This is a genomic window from Nocardia sp. NPDC004604 (genome assembly GCF_040609795.1).
Lineage (GTDB): Bacteria > Actinomycetota > Actinomycetes > Mycobacteriales > Mycobacteriaceae > Nocardia.
The window spans coordinates 1-24,669 of the sequence record NZ_JBEXLC010000021.1; the positions used below are offsets into that span (position 1 = coordinate 1).

The 24,669-nt window shown below is 65.1% G+C and carries 24 protein-coding genes; 8 read left to right on the plus strand and 16 right to left on the minus strand.

Translation table 11 applies throughout. The annotated features are described in order from the left end of the window. From ABZW16_RS10420 to ABZW16_RS10440, 5 genes are all read right to left on the minus strand, one after another. Positions 1-1,220: RDD family protein (locus ABZW16_RS10420; protein WP_354954368.1), on the minus strand; the 1,220-nt coding region annotated here is incomplete at its 3' end. Positions 1,221-1,229: 9 nt separating this feature from the next. Further along, on the minus strand, positions 1,230-1,886 hold the full coding sequence (locus ABZW16_RS10425; protein WP_354954370.1) for a hypothetical protein: 657 nt from the start codon (positions 1,884-1,886) through the stop codon (positions 1,230-1,232). A gap of 1 nt (position 1,887) precedes the next feature. Then, positions 1,888-3,165, minus strand: a complete 1,278-nt coding sequence (locus tag ABZW16_RS10430) for a hypothetical protein (protein WP_354954372.1) — start codon at positions 3,163-3,165, stop codon at positions 1,888-1,890. Then, a complete protein-coding gene (locus ABZW16_RS10435; RefSeq protein ID WP_354954374.1) occupies positions 3,162-3,464 on the minus strand; it encodes a hypothetical protein in 303 nt (100 codons plus the stop codon). Before ABZW16_RS10435 ends, ABZW16_RS10430 begins: the two co-directional genes overlap by 4 nt. A gap of 357 nt (positions 3,465-3,821) precedes the next feature. Beyond that, positions 3,822-5,003, minus strand: coding sequence for an FAD-dependent monooxygenase (locus tag ABZW16_RS10440; protein ID WP_354954376.1), 1,182 nt, complete (start codon positions 5,001-5,003; stop codon positions 3,822-3,824). Between the two features lie 100 nt (positions 5,004-5,103). Here ABZW16_RS10440 and ABZW16_RS10445 point away from each other — a divergent pair, with 100 nt between their 5' ends. After that, positions 5,104-5,688, plus strand: coding sequence for a TetR family transcriptional regulator (locus ABZW16_RS10445; protein WP_354954378.1), 585 nt, complete (start codon positions 5,104-5,106; stop codon positions 5,686-5,688). Here the strand turns inward: ABZW16_RS10445 and ABZW16_RS10450 are convergent. The 6 genes from ABZW16_RS10450 to ABZW16_RS10475 form a co-directional block, all read right to left on the minus strand. Further along, positions 5,685-6,452, minus strand: a complete 768-nt coding sequence (locus tag ABZW16_RS10450) for an SDR family oxidoreductase (RefSeq protein ID WP_354954380.1) — start codon at positions 6,450-6,452, stop codon at positions 5,685-5,687. The two genes, ABZW16_RS10445 and ABZW16_RS10450, sit on opposite strands and share 4 nt — an antisense overlap. Next, entirely contained in the window at positions 6,449-7,423 is a 975-nt protein-coding gene (locus tag ABZW16_RS10455) for a hypothetical protein (protein ID WP_354954382.1), read from the minus strand. Before ABZW16_RS10455 ends, ABZW16_RS10450 begins: the two co-directional genes overlap by 4 nt. A 191-nt stretch (positions 7,424-7,614) precedes the next feature. Continuing rightward, positions 7,615-8,406 (minus strand): alpha/beta hydrolase, encoded by a 792-nt coding sequence (locus ABZW16_RS10460; RefSeq protein WP_354954384.1) that lies wholly within the window; start codon positions 8,404-8,406, stop codon positions 7,615-7,617. A gap of 70 nt (positions 8,407-8,476) precedes the next feature. Continuing rightward, on the minus strand, positions 8,477-9,610 hold the full coding sequence (locus ABZW16_RS10465; protein ID WP_354954386.1) for a cytochrome P450: 1,134 nt from the start codon (positions 9,608-9,610) through the stop codon (positions 8,477-8,479). A 46-nt stretch (positions 9,611-9,656) separates the two neighbouring features. Further along, the gene (locus ABZW16_RS10470; protein WP_354954388.1) at positions 9,657-10,556 is read right to left on the minus strand and encodes an SMP-30/gluconolactonase/LRE family protein; all 900 of its coding nucleotides are present in this window, start codon (positions 10,554-10,556) and stop codon (positions 9,657-9,659) included. After that, positions 10,550-11,695 (minus strand): cytochrome P450, encoded by a 1,146-nt coding sequence (locus tag ABZW16_RS10475; RefSeq protein ID WP_354954390.1) that lies wholly within the window; start codon positions 11,693-11,695, stop codon positions 10,550-10,552. Before ABZW16_RS10475 ends, ABZW16_RS10470 begins: the two co-directional genes overlap by 7 nt. Positions 11,696-11,784: 89 nt before the next feature. Between ABZW16_RS10475 and ABZW16_RS10480 the strand changes: the two genes are divergently transcribed. Together ABZW16_RS10480 and ABZW16_RS10485 are read left to right on the plus strand one after the other, a co-directional pair. Then, the gene (locus ABZW16_RS10480) at positions 11,785-12,375 is read left to right on the plus strand and encodes a TetR/AcrR family transcriptional regulator (RefSeq protein WP_354954392.1); all 591 of its coding nucleotides are present in this window, start codon (positions 11,785-11,787) and stop codon (positions 12,373-12,375) included. 6 nt (positions 12,376-12,381) lie between these two features. After that, entirely contained in the window at positions 12,382-13,134 is a 753-nt protein-coding gene (locus ABZW16_RS10485) for a helix-turn-helix transcriptional regulator (RefSeq protein ID WP_354954394.1), read from the plus strand. Positions 13,135-13,163: 29 nt separating this feature from the next. Here the strand turns inward: ABZW16_RS10485 and ABZW16_RS10490 are convergent, their stop codons facing one another. Continuing rightward, the gene (locus tag ABZW16_RS10490; protein WP_354954492.1) at positions 13,164-13,985 is read right to left on the minus strand and encodes a thioesterase family protein; all 822 of its coding nucleotides are present in this window, start codon (positions 13,983-13,985) and stop codon (positions 13,164-13,166) included. Positions 13,986-14,143: 158 nt separating this feature from the next. Next, positions 14,144-15,793: an acyl-CoA synthetase gene (locus ABZW16_RS10495; protein WP_354954396.1), complete on the minus strand. Its 1,650-nt coding sequence runs from the start codon at positions 15,791-15,793 to the stop codon at positions 14,144-14,146. A 105-nt stretch (positions 15,794-15,898) separates the two neighbouring features. Between ABZW16_RS10495 and ABZW16_RS10500 the strand changes: the two genes are divergently transcribed. Then, positions 15,899-16,681: a crotonase/enoyl-CoA hydratase family protein gene (locus ABZW16_RS10500; protein ID WP_354954398.1), complete on the plus strand. Its 783-nt coding sequence runs from the start codon at positions 15,899-15,901 to the stop codon at positions 16,679-16,681. Between the two features lie 67 nt (positions 16,682-16,748). Here the strand turns inward: ABZW16_RS10500 and ABZW16_RS10505 are convergent, their stop codons facing one another. Further along, a complete protein-coding gene (locus ABZW16_RS10505) occupies positions 16,749-17,165 on the minus strand; it encodes a VOC family protein (protein WP_354954400.1) in 417 nt (138 codons plus the stop codon). 183 nt (positions 17,166-17,348) lie between these two features. Here ABZW16_RS10505 and ABZW16_RS10510 point away from each other — a divergent pair, with 183 nt between their 5' ends. After that, complete coding sequence (locus ABZW16_RS10510) at positions 17,349-18,350, plus strand: sigma-70 family RNA polymerase sigma factor (protein ID WP_354954402.1); 1,002 nt, start codon at positions 17,349-17,351, stop codon at positions 18,348-18,350. Positions 18,351-18,545: 195 nt separating this feature from the next. Here ABZW16_RS10510 and ABZW16_RS10515 read toward each other — a convergent pair whose 3' ends face one another. Beyond that, positions 18,546-20,096 (minus strand): acyl-CoA synthetase, encoded by a 1,551-nt coding sequence (locus ABZW16_RS10515; protein WP_354954404.1) that lies wholly within the window; start codon positions 20,094-20,096, stop codon positions 18,546-18,548. Positions 20,097-20,166: 70 nt separating this feature from the next. Next, a complete protein-coding gene (locus tag ABZW16_RS10520) occupies positions 20,167-21,204 on the minus strand; it encodes an LLM class F420-dependent oxidoreductase (RefSeq protein ID WP_354954406.1) in 1,038 nt (345 codons plus the stop codon). Positions 21,205-21,436: 232 nt separating this feature from the next. Between ABZW16_RS10520 and ABZW16_RS10525 the strand changes: the two genes are divergently transcribed. Genes ABZW16_RS10525 through ABZW16_RS10535 form a run of 3 tightly spaced genes read left to right on the plus strand, consistent with a single transcriptional unit; the run spans position 21,437 to position 24,642 of the window. Next, complete coding sequence (locus tag ABZW16_RS10525) at positions 21,437-22,426, plus strand: OB-fold domain-containing protein (RefSeq protein ID WP_354954494.1); 990 nt, start codon at positions 21,437-21,439, stop codon at positions 22,424-22,426. Between the two features lie 9 nt (positions 22,427-22,435). Beyond that, positions 22,436-23,476: a thiolase domain-containing protein gene (locus ABZW16_RS10530; RefSeq protein WP_354954407.1), complete on the plus strand. Its 1,041-nt coding sequence runs from the start codon at positions 22,436-22,438 to the stop codon at positions 23,474-23,476. Further along, on the plus strand, positions 23,473-24,642 hold the full coding sequence (locus tag ABZW16_RS10535; protein WP_354954409.1) for a thiolase domain-containing protein: 1,170 nt from the start codon (positions 23,473-23,475) through the stop codon (positions 24,640-24,642). The genes ABZW16_RS10530 and ABZW16_RS10535 overlap by 4 nt, the downstream gene beginning before the upstream one ends. The last annotated feature ends 27 nt before the right edge of the window (positions 24,643-24,669 follow it).

Here is a 24,669-nt window from a genome sequence, read left to right on the forward strand (position 1 = left end):
TAGTCCACGCCTAAATACTTTATGTAATCTAATTTTTCAATAATACCATTCAAATCTCCTTTACCGTTTCCAGTCGTATCATTAAAAGATTTAGGCTGTCGGTCTCGTCGTCGTACAGCTGGCAGGAAGTAGTCTTCGATTCTCTCCGGTCCCGGTCCATCGATCGGAATTGCCACTGCCAGATACACATTGACCAACCACACGGCCAGCAATCTTCCGAACGGAGGGTAGGTGCCGTCGCCGGGGCGAATGATGACCAATCCGAACAGCGCCTTGCCCACCGTCGTATGGAAGATCGCTTGCACAAAGACTCGGTCGACCGCAGAGGTCAAAAGCCAGAACCCGAGCGCGATGATCGGGCTCACGCCGAGATGCTTCCAATCAAACCGTGTGGCGGCCTCGAACGAGAACTCGGGGCTGATAGCGATTGCCGCGCCGAGCCCGATGCCGAGGTGTAGGACCCAGTCGAAGGCGAATGCCAAGACCCGCCGGAGCATACGGGATGACGGATACCTGCTATCCCCCTTGGCACCATGCCGCGCCGGGGCTGCGCCGAGCTCTCCAACGGGCTTCATCAGCAACTGACCGCGTTCTCGTGCCAATTCGTACTCCGGAGCGCCTGACAACGGTGCACCTCCGCCGATGCCGCCCCTCGGTTCGTCCGTCCGGAAAGTCCACCGCGGTGGCGGTCGCAGTTTGGAGACGTACGCGTATCGGAGGTCGCTGCCACCCGGTCGGGAAATTACTCCATACTTCGCCGGGTCTCCGGCAAACCAAATCTCTGATGTGTTGTGATTTACGAGCTTTCCGATATCTTTGGCCCACGTGCTCAAAATCAGACCGGAAACCACTTGACCGTTCCGGTCGAGCAGTTCCACCCATTCGTAACGGCCGGTAGCGATGTAGTTTATTCGCCAGACAACCCAGGGGTACCGCCTGATCGCTCGGCGTCTTCTCCGATTGATCCAGAACAAGACGCCGCCCAAGATGAGGCCCACCGTCATGCCGCCAGCCGCCAGATTCCTGACGAAATCGACAAGCCTTGATAGCGTCGCTGACTCGATACGGTCTCCAACGTCGATCAGTACCACAGTCAACGGCAGGCACACCAAGCCGATCAGCATCAACGACCAACGGCCGACCGCCCCCTTCCGTGCCGCCGCTTTGGTTTCAGGGCAGGATATTGCCGGAGGCACCCTGGTAACTTTGTTGTGGGACATGACCACGCCTCATAGATCCAGCGAGAACATCGCAGACTGTATCGGGGTTATCGTGAATTCTATCGATACAGCCATCGCGACAATCGGCAGAAGGTATTCATCCCCGTAATCTACGAATGGTGTGGACAATTCGATGACAGCGATCGCGGATCCGTCCGGTGAAGAAACGACCGCCTCGATTTGATAGACCGACTGCTCGAGCTCGGACGCGTCGTACCCGGGCAGGTCGGGGGTCGGCACGGACCGCACCCTGTCGAGGAACAGCACCGATCGCCCCGAGATCTCCAAGAATTCTGCGTTTTCGTATTTCTCACCAGCGTCGAGCCGCCCGGTAAGTACGTCTCCCAGCGTCAACCGCGGATTTCTTCGCTCGCCATACTCGCTTACCGTGATAGTCAACGTCGACGAGATCTGCTGACCATCCGCCGACATATGTCTCCCGAGGCCACAGTAGACGGTGTTGAGCTGCGCCAGTCGGGTAAGCAGGACCCGCAATGCCTGGAGGACTGCGGGTGCAGCTGAACTCACTGCACCGGGTCCGAGTGACGCGAACAACGATTCCGTTTGTGCGATCGAATCATCAATTGTGTCGAGCGGCAGATCGACGTACCCCTGCGGTACGTCGACAGTGATGGAGATATTTGCGGATTCCGCGGTTGTCGACATCTCAGTCGTCGCCTCCGACCAGCGGGGTGACCATCGCCTTCACCGCTTTACCCGATCGGGCAAACACATCTACCGCCTCAACTGCGGAGACGGACGCGTGCGGCCCGGCAACTCCGGTCAATTGCAGTACCTTGGTCGCTGCGCCATCGAGCTTCAACGCCTCAGCAACTTTCGCACCGCCGAGTGCGGAAACGATCTTGGACGATAGCAGCGGTTCGTGCGTCACAGCGTTGAGTGCCGCAGTGCCGAATCGTTCGGCTGTGCTAACTGTCTGCGCGGCACGTGCCCCGACCGCAACAGCCTCACCACCCTTGAGGAGATTCAATCCGACCTTGGCCGCAGAAATACCAGCGCCGCCGACAGGAGCAATTCCCAACGAGTCCAGGCCAACCGTCTTCCACGCGCTGAGTTCGCCGTTCGCGAGGCCGCGTCGTATTTCTGGATCAGACAAATCAAGCCCTACGAGACCAACCGTCGCGGCTGCGGCGACCGCGAAACCTATCGCATCGATCGGCGGGGGTGTGCACACGGCGATAACGCTGCCGACCGCAGCGACAATCGACAGCGCTTGATGAATCCCCGCACGGTGCTCATCGATCCATTCGCCCAGGCTCTTGACAGCGTCGGTGATCCGATCCCAGATGCTCTTGTCGGGCGGACTCGGAGCGAAATCCTTTGCGGCGGCATCCAATTCGCTGGCGATTCGACGGGCGAGGGTGTCGTGAGTGGTTTCGAGCTCGCGTGCGCGTTTGATGATCGCTTCGATCTTCGCTTGCCGATCATCAACGGATGCACTGGCGGAATTTACCTGGGCGACCGCAGCATTGAGGCGGGTTTGTGCTGCCTGCAAGCTCTCCGCGTCCGAGAAACGCTGGTTCGCCAGTAACAGGTCTGGATTGGAATTAGCCTGGTTCAAAGTCGCGACAGCCTGTGTGTGCTGTCCCTTGGCTTCCGCCGCCTCGGTCTCTAGTCCCTTGGCGGTCTCTTGGAAGCTGACGAGGTTCGTGTGCCACTCTTGGATCAGCGCGACCGCTCTTTCGAGTGAGCTCTGCGCATAGCCGAGATCCTGCGCCAGCGTGGCGTCGAAGCTGGCCCGGAATGCATTGCCAGCGTCGCCCTTCCACGCATCGTCGTTGCTGTTGCGCAAACGGCTCAACAGCTGATCGGTCTCTTTGACCGCCTCGTACGATTTGCTGATCTGCCCTTGCAAACCGGCCACGTCGCTCACCGCGCCGGGACACGGGTTGAAGCCCAGGTTGGGATACGGGTTCTCGGTCACGCCTTCTCCTCGGCGTCAACGACGGCTTTGGCCGCCTCGAGCGCCTTCGTGAAGGCGTCGTCCGTCGCCTGGTAGGCCGCGAGGCACTGCGAGACCCCCTCCGCGGTCACCCTGGCCGACTCACCGATGCGCTCGATGCCGTACTTCCATCGGGTTTGAAAACTGTCGGCGGCGTTGTTGAGTTCCTTGGTACCGATATCTTTGTGGCTGTCTTTGGACATCGCCGTCATCGCCTCGTTCAGCACCTGTTCGGCGCTGTTCAGCGACTGGACAGCCTTGGCCAGCACTTCGATGTCCACGGTTAGAACACTGGCCATGCCCACGCTCCTTCATACCGATATGGCTCGGCCCGGTCCCGGGACGGGACCGGCGGAAACCACACGCCTGAGTAGTTGGACGCAACTGCGCGAAGATCGGTTCCATTGATTACGTGCACCCCCCGCACATGCGGGGAATCTGTTCAGTAGATCGTTGCGTCGAGATCGTGGGCCACCGTGTCAAGGCTGAGATTCGAGAGTCGTTGAGCCCCTATAGTCACCGGTGTGCCTCCTGAGGCGTCGAGGCGACTGGAAATCCCCCGATCGACACTGCAGACCCAACCGTGGACTGGGAATGACGAACGCCTCCGCTGGCGGGCGGAGGCGTTCGTGGTGGCTTCAGCGGTTGGCGAGTTCGGCCAGTTGGTAGGCGAGCTTGGTGCGGACGCTGGGGATGCTGGTCAGGATGGATATCGCGGTGTTGCGGGCCAGGCGGGCGGGCAGTGGGCGCAGGGTGGCCATCTTGGTCATGCGGTCGGTGAAGGCGACGACGCCGAGAGCTACTGGGCGGCGGGTGGTTTCGTAGGTGTCCAGTACGGTGTCGGGCTCGCCGTTGATGACTCGGGCGAGCAAGGGGCCGAGGAAGGCGGCGTCCTGGATGCCGGTGTTCATGCCCTGTCCGCCTGCGGGGCTGTGCACGTGGGCGGCGTCGCCTGCGAGCAGCACCCGGCCCGCGCGGTAGTGGTCGGCCACCCGGTGGTGCACCCGGAAGCGCGAGCTCCACTGCACCTCGCGGACCTGCACGGCGCCGCCGGGGCCGCGAGTGTCCAGGATGGCTCGGATGTCCTCGAGGGTCGGGTGTTCGGGGGCCTCGGCGACGGTGGCGACGACCCGGTAGCGGTTGGGCTCGGTGTCGTCGGGCAGTGGCGCAACCACCGTTACGCCCTCGGGTGAAAGGTGCAGCGTCACTTCGTTGCGCGCGATCGGCCAGTCCATCCGGACGTCGGCGAGTACGAAGGATTCCGGATAGGTCGCACCGGTGAAGCCGATGCCCGCCTGCTCACGGACGATGCTGTGCATACCGTCCGCACCGACCACATAGTCCGCGCGAATGCGGCCGCGTGCGCCGGTGCCATCGGTGTATTCGACTGTGACGCCGCCGTTTTCGTCGGCGACGCGAGTGATCTCGTAGGGCCGGTACACCTCGCCGCCCGCCTTGTGCAGCCGCTCGAGCAAGACCGCCTCGGTGGTGTCCTGCGGAGCCATCAGCGTGTACGGGTACTCGGTGGGCAGTCCGTCGAACCGCACGGTGGCCAGGGTGCGGCCGCCGTCGCGCACCGTGAAGGTCGGCACCACGATGCCGCGAGAGATGAGTTCACCGGCAATGCCGAGTCCGTCGAGCACCTCCAGCGTTCTGGCGTGCACGACGGCGGCGCGGGAGGTGTTGGCGCCCTCGGTGAGCCGGTCCAGCAGGACGAAATCGATTCCGGCGTCGGCGAGGGTGATCGCGGTGGTCAATCCGGCCGGACCGGCCCCGACGATGACGACGGAAGTGGTCTCCGGCAGCGGGGTGGTGTTCATCGGAACTCCTAAGTCAACATCTGTAGGCCAACGCTCGTTGGCATAACTGTAGCCCCGATCGACTAGGAACGTCAACAGTTGTTGGCCTACACTTGTTGGCATGAGTATCGACACTGATCAACCGCCTGCGCGCCGCTCGGACGCGACCCGCGCGGCCATTCTGGAAGCCGCCCGCGCCCGCTTCGCCGCCGAGGGGTTCCGCAAGGCGACCATCCGCGCCATCGCCGCCGACGCCGCCATCGATCCATCGATGGTGATGCGCTATTTCGGCAGCAAGGACGGACTGTTCGCGGCGGCCGTCGATGTGCGCCTCGAGCTGCCGGATCTGGCGTCGGCCGAGCCGAGCAGCCTCGGCGAGTTGCTGGTTCGCCGATTCCTGGCGATCTGGGAGGACCAGCCCGATAACAAGGTGCTGGTGATTCTGCTGCGCTCATCGATCACCGATGAGACCGTGAGCGAACGCTTTCGGCAGATCTTCACCGAACAGGTGCTCCCCGCGGTGCTGCGCTTCGGCGATCCAGCCGATGCGCAGCGCCGCGGGGGATTGATCGTCACCCAGATGCTCGGGCTCGCACTGTGCCGCTACGTGCTCGAGCTGCCGCCGGTGGTCGGCCTGACCCGCGACCAGATCATCGCGGACATCGCACCGACCCTCCAGCGTTACCTGACTTCCTCGCCCAGCTAGATGTGCGCGCCGCCATCGACGTGAATCGTTGTGCCCGTGATGAATTCACCATCATCGGAGGCAACCATGGCGACCACGCCCGCGACCATCTCGGGTGCACCGAGCAGCGGGCCGATGGCCGGAGCCATCTTGCTCAGCAACCCCGGGTCGATATCCGGCGGCACATCCAACAGGCTGTAGGTCATCGCCGTCTCGATACCGCCGGGCGAGACACAGACCGCACGCAGATTCCGCTTGCTGTACTCCAATGCCAGCACCCGCGTGAGCGCCTCCAGCCCGCCCTTACTCGCCGCATACGCCGCCCGATACGGCGCGGCATAGGATGCGGCATTCGAGCTGATATTGACCACCACACCGCGCCCGGAATCCAGCAGTGCGGGCAGGGCGGTCCTGGTGACCAGAAATGATCCGGTCAGATTGGTGCCAAGGACGGTATTCCACAGCTCGGTGCCGGTCTCGTGGGTATGCGACATGCGCACGATCCCGGCGGCATTCACCAGAACGTCCAGGCCGCCGATCCCGGCGATCGCGGCGGGCACGGTATGCGCGACGGCCGCCTCATCCGAAATATCCAGCACCGCAACGGTGAGCCGGTCGCCATCGCCCTGATCGAGCGCGAGCTGCTCGGTCTTGGTGAGGCCATCGCCGGTCCGGCTCATACCGACCACCGTCGCGCCCTCCGCGAGCAGCCGCAATACGATCGCCCGGCCGATTCCGGAACCCGCTCCCGTCACCAGCACCCGGCGCTGTTCGAAACGCTTCATACGCTCTGCACATCCCGCTCGCCGAGCAGTATGGCCAATTCCGGCAGCCGGTCGAGATCGGTTGGCTCGGCGACCAATTCGACCGGGAAGGGGCGAACCGCGGGTTGCGGCAGGCCCGGCCCGAGGATCAGGCCGCCGCGCACGCCGATGCGATCCATCTCCTGGATCAACGGCTCATACCGAGCGGGCAGTAAGTTGTTGTGCAGTACGAAATCCCGGACATCGTCGGCGGTGGTCAGGCTGCGCTGACGTACCGGCGAGCAGACCGGGAATTTCGGATCGAGGAAGGTCATGCCGTCGACGAAACCGCGCATGAAATCCGCGGCATGCCGTTGCAGCGGCGAATGGAACGCACCCTTGTATGCATCGAGGACGAACATCTGCCGGGTATCGGACGACGCCTCGACCTCGGCCAATATCTCCTGCAGCGAGGTGAGGTAGCCGGACAGCACGAACGATCGGTGCACCTCATCGATCGGACCGGTATCCACCGCCAGGTGCACACCGGGGCGTCGCGCACCGTAATAATTCGCCGGATCGTCCTCGATCGGCACGTACATCAGTCCCATCCCGTGTGCGGTAACGCCTTCCGGCGATTCCGGTACCAGTCGCCGGTGGTGCAGCATGCCGAACAGCTCATGTCGCGATACGGCTCCGGCCACACAGGTGCTGATCAGCGCGCCGAGGCTCAAACCACCGGCCGCCTCGGGCTCGAAACCGCGTGCGGCCAGCTCCTCGGCCAGCCCGAGCGCGAATGCCGCCTGGCGCAGTGCGCCGAGACTGTGCCGATCCTCCGGTGCGCCGGCCAGCTCTTCGGCCATTTCCCTGGCACGCAGGCGATCCACCGATAGTCCGGTCGCCGCGGCGGCCTCGTCATAGGCGAACGCGATGGCCGGACACCGCACGCAGAACTCATCGATGACCTCTGCCGTCAGGCTGACCTGGCCACCGAACAGAAAAGAAACCCTCATTGCATTTCCTACCCACGCCGGGGCCGCACGACGGCGACACCCCCAGAGCGATTATGTGAATCACGTTCTACTGGAACGGAATTGGCGGCGCCGCCATATCGAATACAACAAGCGCGCCGCGCTATGGGCAAGAGTTTCGCCGGACCAGGCGTTGGTCACCCCACGGCCAGTGGTACCACCGGCCAGTAGTACTACCGGCAGAGTCGACCGAGGAATTCCAGCATCAGCTCATCGATTTCGCGCGCGTGGGTCAGATTCGGCGTATGCGCCGCACCCTCGACGGTGTGCAATTCCGACCGGCCGCCGAGTCCCTGTGCCAATGCGTCCATGACGTCATGGTCGAAGGCGGGGTCGGCGGCACCGCGTACCAATAATGCCGGGCAGGCGATATCGCCGAGCAGATCGGTGATGTCATCCACATTGACCAGACAGTCGGCCGCCGCGGCGATGCGTTCCCGATCACCGCTCAGCCATTTCGCCAGCCACGGTTGATGATCGGCCCGATCGCTGCCGATGACCAGCCCCGCGACCATCTTCGCGATCGCCGCCAAGGGCGCGGTCCCGGTCCAGGCATCGGTGACCTGCCGGTAGCCGATGCGCTGCACCTCGCTGTACGCCCGCGCCGAGCAGCCGAGCAGGACCAACCCGTCCACCCGCGGCGGGCACAGCAATGCCATGCGCAGCGCCGTGAATCCCCCCTGCCCGGCGCCGCCGACGACCACCCGGTCGATGCCGAGCCGGTCGAGTACCGCCCAGGCGTCGCGGGCCAGATCCCAGAAGCTGAAGGCGCTGTCGTCGTGCTCGGTCAGTCCGTGCGCGCGCGCATCTATCGAGATGACACGGTATTTCGGTGCCAGCGCGGCAACCTGCTTCGCGAACATCTCGTGATCCATGAGGAAGGCATGCCCCAGCACCACCGCTGGCCCCGTCCCTTCGCTGTCGAAGAAGTGGACTTTCGCGCCAGCGGAGGTTACGAAGGGCATAACCGTACTCCTGTCAGCCTGCATCCCCCAAAGGGAGCAGCCTAACAAGATCCGGTTACGCCAACGTTTTTCACCACTTCACGGGCAACTCCTCGACACCGCCGGTGAAGGAATTGGTGCGCATCGGTACCGCGGCCGGATCGACGGCCAGCCGCATGGTCGGAAAGCGGGTCACCAACTGAGTGAATACGGTTTGCAGTTCGATGCGGGCCAGCGGTGCGCCGATGCAGTGGCGCGCGCCGTATCCGAAGGTCACATGGGAGCCGTTCTTCCGGGTCACATCGACGTGGTCGGGATCGGCGAAGACCGTCGGATCATGGTTGGCCGCGGTCAGATCCAGTAGGACCAGATCGCCCGCATGCACCGCATTGCCGTCGATCTCCATATCGGTGCGCGCGTAGCGGGGCATCTGGGTGGCGTCGGCCACCCGCAACAGTTCCTCGATCGCGGTCGGCACCAGGCCGGGATCGTCGACCAGCGCCTGCCATTGCGTCAGATTCTCCAGCAGCCGTTTGGCGCCGACCCCGATCTGCACCACCGTGGTCTCATGGCCGCCGAACAACAATCCGAGGCCGAGGGTCGCGATGCCCTGATCGGACAGATCGTCCCGCGCGCACAGATGCGACAGCACATCATCGGCGGGATCGCTGCGTTTGCGCTGCACCAATGCCATGAAGTACTCGAACAACCCGGCGACACCCTGCTGCACCTTCGCGCCGTCCTGCTGGTCGCCGAGCGCTTCGGTCCAGGCGCGGAACTGATCGCGGTCCGCGTAGGGCACACCCAGCAGCTCGCAGATGACCAGCAGCGGCAATGGCAGCGCCACCGCGGTGTGCAGATCCGCGGGTGAGCCCTGTGCGGCCATCTCGTCGAACAACCGCGTGGTCAGCTCGTCCACCCGCGGCCCGAGATCGCGCATCCGCCGTGGTGAGAAGAACGGCACCACCAATTCGCGCAGCCGCGCCTGATCAGCGGGCTCGGTCTCGAAATTGCCGAGCGGACCGCCGAAGAACACCGAATCCGACACCCGCGCTGCGGTTTCCGGGGTGGGGTGCGCGCGGCCGAGCCGTGGATCGGCGAATAGCGTCCGGACCTGCGCATAACTGGTGGCCAGCCAGCCTTCGTCGCCCAGTGCGGTCCGCGTCCGGCGGATGGTGTCGACCGAACCGGTGACCGGGCAGCCATGCGTTGATTCGACGGTCATGGCGCACTCCTTACTGTGTCTGAGTTCTCGGGCAGGACAGTCGATTTCAGTCGGACGGACGCACCCGCAGCAGGTTTCCGCTCGCGGTGCCGACCAGGAACTCACGCTCGGGCGTTACCACGAGCGAGGTCATCGGCTCGCCGGTCAGGATGGTGCAGGTCGAGTGGTCTGCGGGATTGATGCGCACCAGTCGCCCGGAGGTGGTGGCGTCATAGAGCAGACCATCCGGGCCGATGGCCAGATCGTCGGGCAGCGGTGGTGCGCCGGGTCCGGCGGCCAGCTCCGCGACGACGGTGGCATGTGCCGGGTCGTCGAGCGGGATGCGCAGGATGCGCCCGTTCGGGCTGAGATACAGCGTGACGTAGAGGGCATTGCCATCGACCAGAATGCCGTCGGCACCGAAATGCTTTGCCCGGTCGGACCATTCGGTATCGAGGCTGCCATCGGGCCGGATCCGGATGACGCCGGTCGAAGTATCGGCGACGAACAGGTTGCCCGCCGCATCGAAGGCCGCGCCATTGGCCATCCCGAGTCCGGAGACGAAGGTCTCGGCCTCCGGTATCGCGGCTTCGGGGTCGATGCGGACGACTCCGCCGCCGGTTGCACCGGGCACCAGATTGGTGAGGAAGTTGCCGTACGTCACGTAGATCTGTTGGCCCGGACCGAGTTTCACCGCGCCGGGATACGGGACGGCCACGGTGGCGGTCACCCGGCCGGACGGGTCATAGCGCACCACCTCATTGCGCCGTACCCGCGAGACCCACAGGTCGCCCCGCGCGTCATAGGCCAGGCCCTCCGCCCAGTCCTCATCCCGCACGACCGCGGCGGCGGCAATGGTCGCGGCGGCCGGTGCACACGAAACCGGCTCGGCCACAGCGGAAGTCGGAGCCGCCACGCCGACGAGGAGGCAGGCGATCGCGGTGCAGATCCGTGCCGCGTTCACCATGCGACGGGCAATGCGGTCAGGCCCTTGGTGACCACGTTCTCCCGGACCGGCAGGGTGTCGGGATCCACGGTCAGATGCAGGGTCGGGAAGCGGGAGATGAGCTGACCGAAGGCGACCTGCAGTTCGATGCGGGCCAGCGGTGCGCCGGTGCAATAGTGCAGGCCATAGCCGAACGCCAGATGCTGTCCCTCCGCGCGGGTCACGTCGAGTTGGCGCGCGTTGCTGAAGATCTCCGGATCGTGGTTGGCCGAATCGACGTCCAGCAGCACCAGATCGCCGGTCCGGATGGTGACGCCGTCGATCTCCATATCGGTGCGCGCATAGCGGGCGAAGGCGGTGGAGTCGTGTACTCGCAGCAATTCTTCGATCGCGCCCGGTATCAGCTCCGGCTGCTCGACCAGCTTCCGCCACTGCGCCGGATTCCGCAGCAATTGCACGGTGCACAGGCCGATTTCGACGACCGTGGTCTCGTGCCCGGCCAAGAGCAACCCCATGGACAGCGTCGCGATGGCATCGTCGGGCAGGTCCGGCACCTCGCACAGCTTCGCGATCACGCCCTCGCCCGGCTCGCGGCGGCGCCGTTCGACCAGCGACTTGCAATAGAGGAACCATTCGGCCCCGGCCTGTCCCGATTTCGCGCCGTCGCTGGTGTCGAACAGCGCCTCGCTCCAGGCGCGGAACTGTGCGCGATCCTCGTAGGGCACACCGAGCAGTTCGCTGATGACCAGCAGGGGCAGCGGTTCGGCGAATGCCTTGTGCAGGTCGGCGGGCGAGCCCTGGTCGGCCATATCGTCGAGCAGTTGGGTGGTGAATGCGGCGACCCGCGGCGTCAGTTCGCGCATCCGCTTGGCCGAGAACATCGGATTCAGCAGTCCGCGCATGCGCGCGTTATCGGCGGGCTCGGTCTCGAAGTTGCCGAACGGCCGACCGAAGAACACCGATTCCGATGACCGTGCCGCGGTTTCCGGCGTCGGATGGGAGCGTCCGAGCCGCACGTCGGTGAACAACTCCTTGACCTTGCGATAGCCGGTGACCTTCCAGGCTTCGTCGCCGGTGGCGGTGCGGACCCGGCTGATCGAGGTGGGCGTGGCATCGCCGCCGGTGAAGGGGCAGACGAGTTCCGGCGAATCTGCGGTCATGGCTCACTCCTCGAGCTTCACGCTAGCTTGTACAAGTCAACTTAAACATAATCACTTGTATCATTCCACTTGAACAAGGAGGTGATGTCTTGCCGAAGGACCCGACGCCCGCGCGACGCATGCCGCGCGCCGAGCGACGCGAGCAGATCCTGGCCGCCGCCACCCGCGCCGTGGCCCGAAATGGCTTCAGCGCAACGGGTCTCGATGACATCGCCGCCGAAGCGGGCATTACCCATGTGATCCTGTACCGGCACTTCGCCTCCAAGGCCGATCTGTACGGAGCCGTGCTCGAACGGGCCTACAGCCGACTCGGCGATGCGGTCGGCACCGAAAATATCGACGGCACTAGCATTTCCGCCTTGCTGGCCGCGGCCGCCGCGGATCCGGAGGCCTTTCGCCTGCTGTTCCGGCACGCGGTTCGCGAGCCCGAATTCCGCGATGTCACCGATCTGGTCCGCAGCTATTCGACGCTGCTGGCCCAGCGGTATCTCACCACCGCGATCGCGGACGGACCGTGGCAGGACTGGGCGGCGCAGGTCATTCCCGCCTTCATCCTGGACGCGGTGATCGCCTGGCTCGATGTCGGTCAACCGGATCTCGACGATGCCGCCGCGCGGATCAGCCGTGCCGCGCTGGCACTGATCGAGGTTGCGCAAAGCGGTGCGGCACAAAAAGATTGAGGTCCTATGGATGAGCTACGGGTGCCGACGCTTGCCGAATTCGTGCGCGCGCGACGGCTGCAACCGACCGCGGCGAATCCGGGCGGCCTGAGTCGACAGCAACTGGCCGAGGCGATCCACTCCAGCGTCGGCTACCTCGCCAAGATCGAACAGGGCGGGGCGTTCAATCCGAGCCCATCCGTACTCGATGCCCTGGCCCAGGTTTTCGGCCTGGATCCGGATGCGCGAGTACATCTGTATCACCTTGCGCAGCAACGGTTCACCGAGTCCGGGCCGCAGCAGCCCGGCCCGCCGGTCCGCAGGACACTCGACGCCCTGACACCGCATCTGGCCGCCGCTCTGGATGACGGCTGGCACGTCATCGACTGCAACGCGGCCTTCGACGAGGCATTTCCCGGCCTGCGGCCCAATGGCAACGTGCTGCGCTGGATGTTCACCGATCCGCGGGCGCGGCTGGTGATCGAGGAATGGGAACGCGAGGCCGATCTGATGGTCGGGCGTTTTCGCGGCTACGCGGGCCACACCGGCGACCGAGCCGATGTCCAGCTGCTACTGCACGAGCTGGGCACACAGCCCGACTTCCACCGCCTGTGGAACGCCGGCCGGGTATACATCGGCCGCCGCGACCCGACGATCCGGCTGCGAAATCGCAAGACCGGCAAGCCGTTCGAAATTCACGTCCAACGATTCCGCACCACACCGCCCGAGCCGATCCGGCAGCTGTTCGTCGGGTTGATCGGGGACCAAACGGCCGCGTAACGGCATCGCGACCCCGTGCTGACCGAAAGTCAGATCCCAACTCTGGCCCGGAGCACCGAATCGTCGGAGAAGTCCACCTGACGCTCGGCATTCGACAGCGCGGTCACCACACAGGTGCCGAAGGACCCGGATCGATCGAATAGTGTCGCACTGCCGACGGCGATTCCGTCCGCGCTGATGTGATTGTCGGCCTCCACGCCGATCTCCAGTCCGACGGGCGTGCGCGCCAGTGCCAGCGTCATATCGGTATTGATGAATCCGATCCCGGCACTGCCCCAGTTCGTCATCAGGCTGGTCGACTCACCGATCACCACGGCGCCGACGAATCCGGACGGGGTCTCCCCCTCCACTACCCGCATCGGAACCTGCCACATGCGCTTTCGACTGTCGTTCTGATGCTCGCCCATGCTCGACGACCAGCCATCGGCATGTGCGTCGCTGCCCCACAGCGGTGCGGTCGGGCCAGTCGCGACCGGTACCGAGGGCGGCTCCGGATCGCGGGCGCGGGTCCACAGGCTGCCCGGCGGCTGCTGGGATCGCTTCAGAAATATCGCTGTCGCCCTGGCCATATCCTCGCCGTCCTGCATCAGCGCGGCATCGGCAACCAGGATCCGGCGACCCTCGCGGACCAGTTCGGTCACCACGGTCACCGGCTTATTGAGCGTCGGACGGAACAGGTCGACGGTCAGCCGCGCCGGCGTGAACCCTTCCGAACAGTGCTGCCGCTCCAGCGCCCTGGCCATGAGACCGCAGATGGCGGGACCGTTGAGCATCTTCGGCGACCAGGCGCTGGCCGCGAACGGCAACGGCGCGAAGCCATTCGCGGTGGCCTCGAAAAATCCATAGCGCATTGCCAATTCGTTCTCCTATTCCATGCCAGCGCGAACGGCTCCGTCACAAATGATGCCGCCGCGCCCACCCCAACGAGCCTCGCCCGCACGACCGTGCACAACACAGGGCTGCCGCGTTTTCGCGGCAGCCCTGCCGGTCTCAGCTCGTACCCGCCGTCCTATTTGCCGCTCGCCTCGGCATGCTCGTCGGCCGGGCGCTCCTCGGTCTGTGCCTTGGCCCAGCGGTAATCCGGCTTACCTGCCGGATTGCGCCTGATCTGGTCCACGAACCACAGGCTGCGCGGCAGCTTGTAGGGCGCGATCTCCTGGGTGAGCACCGGGCGCAGTTCCTCCAGGGTGGGCCGCTTATCGCCGCGACACTGCACGACCGCGACCACCCGCTGTCCCCAGCGCTCGTCGGGCACACCGACCACCAGTGCGTCGAAGACCTCCGGGTGGATCTTGAGCGCGCCCTCGACCTCCTCCGGGTAGATCTTCTCGCCGCCGCTGTTGATGCTGACCGAACCGCGGCCGAGCATGGTGACGGTGCCGTCCTCCTCGACCCGGGCGTAGTCGCCCGGAATGGAGTAGCGAATTCCGTTGAACTCCTTGAACGTTGCCTTGGTCTTGGCCTCGTCCTTGTAGTAGCCGACCGGAATGTGGCCGCTGCGCGCGATGAATCCGACCTGCCCGGAGCCCGGCACCACCGGATTGCCGTCGTCGTCGAGCACCTGGGTGGCGGCGTCGATCTTCACCCGCGGACCACCGGTGTGGTTGGCGCCCTTGGCGACAACGGACAGACCGCCGAAACCGGTTTCGGAGGAACCGATGGAATCGGTGATCATCCGGTTCGGCAGCAGTTCCAGGAACTTGTCCTTGAGCGTCGGCGAGAACAGCGCGGCACTGCTCGCCATCAGGTACAGACTCGAAAGGTCGTACGGCGCACCGGTTTCCGGATTGCCCTCGAGCAGGGCGTCGACCATCGGCCGGGCCATGGCGTCACCGGTGATGAAGATGAGGTTGATCTTGTGTCGGTCGATGTGCTGCCACACCCCGTGCCCGGTGAACTCCGGGATCATCACGGCCTTGCCGCCGTCGAACAGGCTGTGGAAGGTCGCCGTCTGTGAGCCACCGTGGATCATCGGCGGAATCGGGAACCGGACCATCTGCGGATTGCCCGCGCCGGTTTTGGCCTGGTGCCATTCGTCCTCGACGTATTCGCCGGTGAGGAAGTTGATGCCGCCGCCGAGTACGCGCCACCAATCCTCGTGCCGCCACATCACACCCTTGGGCAGGCCGGTGGTGCCGCCGGTGTAGAGCATGAAGATATCGTCCGCGGAGCGCTCACCGAAGTTCCGCTCGCCCGAGGACTGCGCCAACGCCGCCTCGTATTCCACCGAATCCGCTGCGGTAGGGATGGTGCCGGTCGTATCGTCGTCCACGACGATGACCGTTTTCAACAGGGGCGTCTTCGGAAGAACTCCGGTCACCCGGTCGCTGTAGCGGCGCTCGTGGATCAGCGCGACCATATCCGAATTGTCGAAAATATACTGCAACTCGTTCTCGACATATCGGAAGTTCACGTTGATCATCACGGCGCGGGCCTTGAAGACCGCAACCATGGCCTCGACGGCCTCGATCGTGTTCCGCGAATAGATGCCCACCTTGTCGCCCGGTTGTACACCCTGTTGCAGCAGGTAGTTGGCGAGTTTATTGGCCCGCTCCTCCAGCTGCGCGTAAGTCACCTCGCGGCCGTCGTCGGCCAGCGCTACGCGGTCGGGCATCAGATCGATGGCGTGTTCGACTAGGTCCGCTATGTTGTAGCTCACAAAGCTAAAAATAGAACGTGTTACTGTTTCTGACAAGGCTGAATTTGCCCACCCCGGCCGGCTCCGCCGGCCTGCCATCCCCCTGGAGTGTCAGGAGATCGAGTAATGCCAGATTGCCTCGTCGAGAAGCGCGATCACGTCCTCATCGTCACCATGAATCGCCCCGAGGCCCGCAACGCACTGTCGGCCGAGATGATGGCGATCATGCGCGACGCCTGGGACCAGGTGGACAATGATCCCGATATCCGCGTCGCGATCCTGACCGGCGCAGGCGGCGCGTTCTGCGCCGGCATGGACCTCAAGGCGATGTCCGCTCGGCACCCCGGCGACGCCTCGACCGCGGGTAGTTTTGATCCGACCAAATTGGAGGCGCTGCTCAAGGGCCGCCGGCTCACCAAACCGCTGATCGCGGCGGTGGAGGGTCCGGCCATTGCCGGTGGCACCGAGATCCTGCAGGGCACCGATATCCGAGTGGCCGGGGAGAGTGCGAAATTCGGTGTGTCCGAGGCGCGTTGGGGCCTGTTCCCGCTCGGCGGCTCGGCCGTTCGGCTGGTCCGCCAGATTCCCTACACCGTCGCCGCCGACATTCTGCTGACCGGCAGGCATGTGACCGCCGCCGAGGCCAAGGAGATCGGGCTGATCGGGCATGTGGTCCCGGACGGCACCGCATTGGACAAGGCCCTGGAACTCGCCGCGCAGATCGCGGCGAACGGACCCGTTGCGGTGCAGGCGATTCTGCGCACCATTCGGGAGACCGAGGCCATGCCGGAAGAGGACGCCTTCCAGATCGAGGCCAAACTCGGCATGGCGGTATTCCGGACCGCCGATGCCAAGGAGGGCCCCAAGGCCTTCGCCGAAAAGCGCAAGCCCACCTTCACCGGCAGCTGAATTACGTTCTCGCCGAGGCGATCCGAATGGTGGCACCCGGGCCACCATTCGACCGGCCGCGGCGGGATCAATTGCCGGGATAGTCCATCCAGAAGGGCTCCCACTGGTGGCCGTCGGGGTCGATGAAGGTGCGGCCGAACATGCCGACCTGGGCCTCCTCGGCGCGGCGATCCTCGTGCAGCTCCTCGGTGGCGCCGGCGGCCAGCGCGGCTTCGGTGAGGATGTCCACCTCGCGTGCACTCGCCAGCGATAGCGCGAACGCGCCGCCGACCGTCGCGCCGGTATCGGCGATCGGGCGCGTGGCGAAGGTCGTGAAGAAGTCCCTGGTGAGCAGCATGGCGCAGATATTGTCGTCGATGACGATGCAGGCGGCGTTCTCGTCGGTGAAGTCCTGGTTCACCTTCCAGCCGATGGCCTCGTAGAAATTCTTGGACCGGCCCAGGTCTGCGACGGGGAGATTGATGAAGATCATCTTGCTGGGCATGGGTGGTCCTAACGTCGTCTTCGGCGGTTTATATGTACAGACGGAACGACCGCGGCGAACTCATCGCGGCGACGCCTGCGGACTCGGGCCCAAGCCGACGTTCCCGCCTTGGTGATCTTGATTCCGCAGGTAGAGGGCCTTCGGGTCTCGAATGTGTCGGTGGGCTGTGGCAGGGTGACACCCATGAACGACTCGTCCGGCTCGACCGTCGGCCTCACCCCGGACGTCCTCGCATCCTTCGAAGGACATCGGCGGGAGCTGTGCGCCTACGCCTATCGCATGCTCGGCTCCTCCTTCGAAGCGGAGGACGCGGTCCAGGAGACTTTCACCCGCGCGTGGAGGTCCTATGACTCGTTCGAGGGGCGCGCCAGCCTACGGTCCTGGCTGTACAAGATCACCACCAATGTCTGCCTCGATATGCTCGACGGCCCACAGCGCCGGGCCAGGCCGATGGATCTGTCCGGTCCGTCGCGGCCGGATTCGCCGCTGCCCATGCCGCAGCCGGATTACGTCTGGATCGAGCCGATCCCCAATGCGCTTGCCTTCGGCTCGGATCCGGCCGACCACGCCTCCGCCAAGGACACGCTGCGGCTGGCATTCGTCGCCGCCTGTCAGCATCTGCCCGCCACCCAGCGCGCCATCCTGATCATGCGGGAGGTACTGCGATTTTCGGCCAGCGAGACCGCCGAGGCACTGACCATGTCCCCCGCATCGGTGAACAGCGCACTCCAGCGCGCCAGGGCGACCATGTCGAAGGTGCAGCCCGCCGACACCGACACCTACGACGAATCCGATGATAATCAGCGCAAACTCGTCGACGATTTCGTCAAGGCCTTCGAGGCCTACGATATGGACACCCTGACCACCCTGCTGAAAGCCGATGTGGCACTGTCCATGCCACCGATCGAACTGTGGATCTCGGGCCCCGAGAATGTGGCCGCCTTCATGCTCGGCACCGGCAGCGGCTGCCGCGATTCCCGCATGATCCGCCTGCGAGGCGCCAACGGCCACCCCGCCTTCGGCCACTACAAACCGCACGAAAGCGAAGCGGGCGTATGGGTTCCGTGGTCGATCACGGTCCTCGAACTGGACGGCGACAGCATCGCCGGACTCAACTTCTTCCTCGACACCGAGAAGCTGTTCCCGTTGTTCGGGCTGGCATCGGAGTTACGCGAACCCGCCTGAGCTTTCGCCGCCGGCGGTCCGCGGCGGAATGGTGAAACAACAGCCGGCTCGGAGCCTTAGCTGGCCCAGCGGGTAGATAGACAGGTCGAGCAATCGATCCGCACGGGCCCAGGTGCTCGCCGAACGCAGTCATATGGCCGTCGAATACGGCGTGGCGACCACCGTTTGACTGCGTTCGACGGAGCTCGCGGGACGCTATGAGGCCGGGATGTAGCGGTCGCGGAGTTTACGCTTGTAGAGCTTGCCGTTGGGGTCGCGGGGGAGTTCGTCGAGGTAGTCGATGGAGCGGGGCATTTTGTATTTCGCCAATTGGGTTGCGGCGTAGGCCAGTAGTTCGGCGGTGAGGTCGTCGTTGCCGTCGACACCGGATACCGGCTGGACGACGGCCTTGACCTCTTGGCCCCAATCCGGGTGCGGCAGGCCGAAGACCGCGACGTCTTCTACCTTCGGGTGGGTGGTGAGGACGTTCTCGATCTCGGCCGGGTAGATGTTCACACCACCGGACAGGATCAGGTCGGAGCGGCGGTCGTGCAGGTAGAGGTAGCCGTCTTCGTCGAGGTGGCCGATATCGCCGACGGTGAAAAGGTCACCGACCCTTGACTCTTCGGTCTTCTCCTTGGCGTGGTGGTATTCGAAGCTGGACGCACCCATCTTCATATAGACCAGACCGGGCTCCCCGGTGGGCAACTCGGAGCCGTCCTCCTCGCTGAGCACCTTGATGACCGACCACGGCCAGGCCTTGCCCACCGAGCCCGGCTTCTTCAGCCAGTCGGTGCCGTTGATGACCGTGCCGCCACCCTCGGTCGCCGCGTAGTACTCGGTGACCGTCGGTCCCCACCACTCCAGCATCTGCCGCTTGGTCTCGGCCGGGCACGGGGCCGCGCCGTGCACCATGCTGCGCAGCGATGACACGTCGTACTTCGCGCGCACCTCCGCGGGCAGCGCGAGCAGCCGGTGGAACTGGGTCGGCACCATATGGCTGTGGGTCACCCGATACTTGTCGATGAGCCGCAGCATCTCCTCGGCGTCCCAGCGATCCATCAGAACGAGCTTGTGCCCCAACTGAATAGAGATGGTCGCGAAGTTCAGCACGGCCGTGTGATACAGCGGCGAACCGCAGATGTGCACGTGATCGTCATAGGGCTTCAGCTCGAACAGACCGAAGAACGCGGTCGAAGCCACCGGAACGACATCCGGGTCGGTGCCGGTGAGCGGACGCCGAACGCCCTTGGGCCGCCCCGTGGTTCCCGAGGTGTAGAGCATCGGCGCACCCGTGGTCCGGTTGTCGGGCCGACCGGTATCGGCGGCACCCAGCCAGGCCACGGACTTGAAACCCTCGATCTCGCCGACCGAGAAGCGCGCGGTGGCCGGCAGCCCGGCCTCATCCGCCGCGGCGATCGCGGTGGCGGCGAACCGGTCGCTCGCGATGAAGGCCTTGGCCTCGCTATCGGCGAGGATGTAGGCCACCTCGGGGCCGGTCAGATGCCAGTTGACCGCGACGATGTACAGCCCGGCCTGGTAGGCCGCGAAGTAGGCGGCGACCGCCTCGACGCAGTTGTGCACCATGCTGACCAGCACGTCACCGGGCTGTAGGCCGAGTGCCCGCAGGCCGGTGCCGTAACGGTTTGCGAGCGTGGCCAATTCGCGATAGGTCACCTCGCGGCCGGATGGATCCACCAGGGCGATCCGATCGGGTTCCGCGTTCGCGATGTTCCACAGACCGAGAATTTCTACTGACTCCTGCACAGGGGGACGGTGAGGAGGCGGAGCCGACGGGGTGGGTGAATCAGTCACCTCTACGAATTTAGAACGTGTTCTACATCTGTACAAGGGGTGTGAGCCGATGCAATTGCTCGATGTCTGGAACAGACACCAGCATCTCGGTGACCCCGGCGGCTTCCCAGACTTCGAGTTGCTTACGCACATGCTCCTCGTCGCCGATGATCGCGGTATCCAGAATCAGCTCATCCGGCACCAGCGCCGCCGCCTCGGCCTTCTTGCCGGACTGGAAGAGCCTGCCGATCTCGTCCACCTCGCGTTCGTAGCCCATCCGCCGGTAGACCTGCGCGTGGAAATTCAACTCCGGCGCACCCATGCCGCCGATGTAGAGCGCCATGATCCAGCGCATCCGCTCGAGTTCACTCTTGGGATCGTCGGTGATCACCACCTGACAGCTCGCGGCGATCTCGAAATCGTCCCGCGAACGCCGCGCGCCCGCCCTGGCGAAGCCCTCGTCGAGCCAGTCGTTGTACATCCCGGCCAGTCGCGGCGCGTAGTAGATCGCGAGCCAGCCGTCGGCGATCTCGGCCGTCAGCGCGACATTCTTCGGGCCCTCCGCGCCCAGCCAGATCGGCATATCCGCACGTAGCGGATGCACGATCGGCTTGAGCGGCTTACCGAGTCCGGTCGATCCCGGTCCGGTGTAGGGCAGCGGGTACTGCGGCCCATCATTGGTGACCGGCGCCTGCCGCTCCAGAATGCGGCGAATGATGCCGACATACTCCCTGGTGCGCTGCAATGGCTTGGCGAACGGCTGTCCGTACCAGCCCTCGACCACCTGCGGCCCGGAGACGCCGAGCCCGAGAATGGCCCGGCCGCCGCTGAGATGGTCCAGCGTCAGCGCGTGCATGGCCGTCGCGGCGGGGGTACGCGCCGACATCTGCACCACCGAGGTCCCCAGCCGCACCCGCTGCGTGGCCGATCCCCACCACATCAGCGGCCCGAAGGCATCCGATCCCCAGGATTCGGCGGCGAATACCGCGTCGAAACCCGCCGCCTCGGCGGCGATCACCAACTCGCCCGCGTTCTGCGGCGGCTGCGCCATCCAATACCCGAGTTGCAATCCGAACTTCATGCGCGACCTCTTTCTCTCGCTAGCGATTGCTTGCAGGTCGCTCGAAAGGGCCAGCAAGTTCTTGCCACCAGAATAAGAACCTGTTCTACTCGATTTCGTGGCTGAAGAAAATAGAGCGTCGCGGAGCGACTCCGTGGGGGGTGGTGGTCGGGCGACGGGTGGGCATACCGCATCCGGCACAATCGCGGATGAGAGAGGGCCGGAATTGAACACTGCGTCGCGCAGCGACTCGATGAGGGGTGGCGGCCGGGAGACGGGTGGGCACACACCGCCCGATGTACTCAGTGCACCCCTTCGGGTGCAATTCGACTACACGCGGTCGGTCGGGCCGGTCATCGGCACCTTCCTGACCGAGCTGCGCGGCCGCAAGATCGTGGGCGTGCGCGGCTCGGACGGCCGGGTGCTGGTACCGCCGCCGGAATACGATCCGGTCACCTCGGCGGCGCTGACCGAATTCGTCGACGTGGCCGATACCGGCACCGTCCGGTCGTGGACCTGGGTCCGCGATCCGCTGCCCGGCCAGCCGTTCGACCGCCCGTTCGCCTGGGCGCTGATCCAACTCGACGGCGCGGACACCACCATGCTGCACGCCGTCGACGTCGCCGGACCCGAGGACATCCACACCGGACAGCGCGTGGTCGCCCGGTGGGCGACCGAGCCCACCGGCAGCATCAAGGACATCGTCTGCTTCGAACCGGGCGAAACCTCCACCGCACCATCGCAATCCGGTTCGGACGGCGAGCCGGTCACGATGCTCGTCACACCGGTCGACCTGAACTACATGCACAGCGCCTCCCCGCAGGAGACCGTCTACCTGCGCGGCCTGGCCGAGGGCAAACTGCTCGGCGGGCGCACCGACGCCGCGGGCAAGGTGTACTTCCCGCCGCGCGGCGCCAATCCGACCGACGGCAGGCCGACCGACGAGATCGTCGAACTGCCCGACCGCGGCATTGTGACCACCTTCTGCATCGTGAATGTGCCGTTCCTCGGCCAGCGCATCAAGCCGCCGTATGTCGCGGCCTATGTGCTGCTCGACGGCGCCGATATCCCGGTGCTGCACCTGGTGCTCGGCTGCGAGGCCAGCGAGGTGCGCATGGGCATGCGGGTGGAGGCGGTGTGGAAACCGCGCGAGGAGTGGGGCTTCGGACTCAGCAATGTGGACCACTTCCGCCCCACCGGCGAGCCGGATGCCGACTACGACACCTACAAGCACCACCTCTGAGAGGCCACGTTGACGAACAACGCCACCGACATCGCGGTCGTGGGATTCGCCCACGCACCGCATGTGCCGGAGACCTTCGGCACCACCAACGGTGTCGAGATGCTGGTGCCCGTCTTCCAGCAGCTCTACACCCGACTCGGCATCACCAAGTCCGATATCGACTTCTGGTGCTCCGGTTCCTCGGACTACCTCGCGGGCCGCGCCTTCTCGTTCATCTCGGCGGTGGACGCCATCGGCGCGGTACCGCCGATCAACGAATCGCATGTCGAGATGGACGCCGCCTGGGCGCTGTACGAGGCGTTCGTGAAACTGCGCTCCGGACAGGCGAAGACCGCGCTGGTTTACGGCTTCGGCAAGTCCTCCGCGGGCACGCTGCGCCAAGTGCTCACCATGCAGCTCGATCCCTATCTGGTCACTCCGCTCTGGCCGGACGCCTGGTCGATTGCCGGTCTGCAGGCACGGGCCGGACTGGACGCGGGTCGCTGGACCGAGCGCGATATGGCCGCGGTCGCCGCCGGTGACTCGGGCGATATCAAAACCCTGCTCGCCACACCCTATGTCGCCGATCCGCTGCGCGAGCACGATATCGCGCCGATCACCGACGGCGCCGCCGCAATTGTGCTCGCGGTCGGCGACCGGGCCCGGGAACTCTGCGAGCGCCCGGCCTGGATCACCGGTATGGCGCACCGGGTGGACACACCCAACCTCGGCGCCCGCGATCTGACCGTCTCACCGTCGACTTCGGCCGCGGCACAGTCGGTTACCGGCGGCGATACCAGCGGCTTCGATATCGCCGAACTGCATGCGCAGTTCAGCCATCAGCAGCTGATCCTCACCGAGGCGATCGGGTTGCGGCCCGAGACCAAGGTGAATCCGTCCGGCGGCGCACTCGCCGCCAATCCGATGTTCGCGGCGGGCCTGGAGCGCATCGGCTTCGCGGCCGAGGCGATCATGGCGGGCACCGCGAATCGGGCGCTCGCCCATGCCAGCAGTGGCCCGGCTTTGCAACAGAACTTGGTAGCCGTACTGGATTCGGAGGCGAGCCGATGAGTTTCCCCGCTGCGGTGCTCGGCACCGGACAAACCCATCACGTGACGAAACGAACCGATGTGTCCATGGCGGGCATGTGCCGCGAGGCCATTGATCGTGCACTCGACGACGCCGGGCTCACCATCGCCGATATCGACGCGGTGGTGGTCGGTAAGGCGCCGGACTTCTTCGAGGGCGTCATGATGCCCGAGCTGTATCTGGCGGATGCACTGGGCGCCACCGGAAAGCCGCTGCTGCGCGTGCACACCGCCGGATCCGTCGGCGGCTCCACCGGTATCGTCGCCGCCAATCTGGTGCAGGCCGGGGTGCACAAGCGGGTGCTCGCCATCGCCTGGGAGAAGCAGTCGGAATCGAATGCCATGTGGGCGTTGTCGGTTCCGGTGCCCTTCACCATGCCGGTGGGCGCGGGCGCGGGCGGCTACTTCGCACCGCATGTGCGCTCCTACATTCGCCGGTCGAACGCGCCGGGCCATATCGGTGCGATGGTCGCGGTGAAGGATCGCCGCAACGGCGCGAAGAATCCACTAGCGCACCTGCACCAGCCCGATATCACGCTGGAGCAGGTGCTCTCCTCCCAGATGCTGTGGGATCCGATCCGATTCGACGAGACCTGCCCGTCCTCGGACGGCGCCTGCGCCGTGGTGATCGGTGACGAGGAAGCCGCGAAGGCCATCGAGGCCACCGGCAAGACCGTCGCCTGGGTACACGGCACCGCCATGCGCACCGAGCCGACCACCTTCGCCGGACGCGATCAGGTCAGTCCGCAGGCCGGACAGGATGCGGCTGCCGCGCTGTGGCAGGCCGCCGGAATCACCGACCCGCTCAACGAGATCGACGTGGCCGAGATCTACGTGCCGTTCTCCTGGTTCGAGCCGATGTGGCTGGAGAACCTGGGCTTCGCCGCGCCGGGCGACGGCTGGAAGCTCACCGATAAGGGCGAGACCGAGATCGGCGGCACGCTGCCGGTCAACCCGTCCGGCGGCGTGCTGTCCTCGAATCCGATCGGCGCCTCCGGACTCATCCGGTTCGCCGAGGCCGCCAAACAGGTCATGGGCCGGGCCGGGGACTATCAGGTCGCGAATGCCAAGAAGGCGCTCGGACACGCGTACGGCGGTGGGTCGCAGTACTTCGCCATGTGGGTTGTCGGCTCGGAGCAGCCTCGCTGACGCTCGGCTCTCTCCGAGCCCACGGAC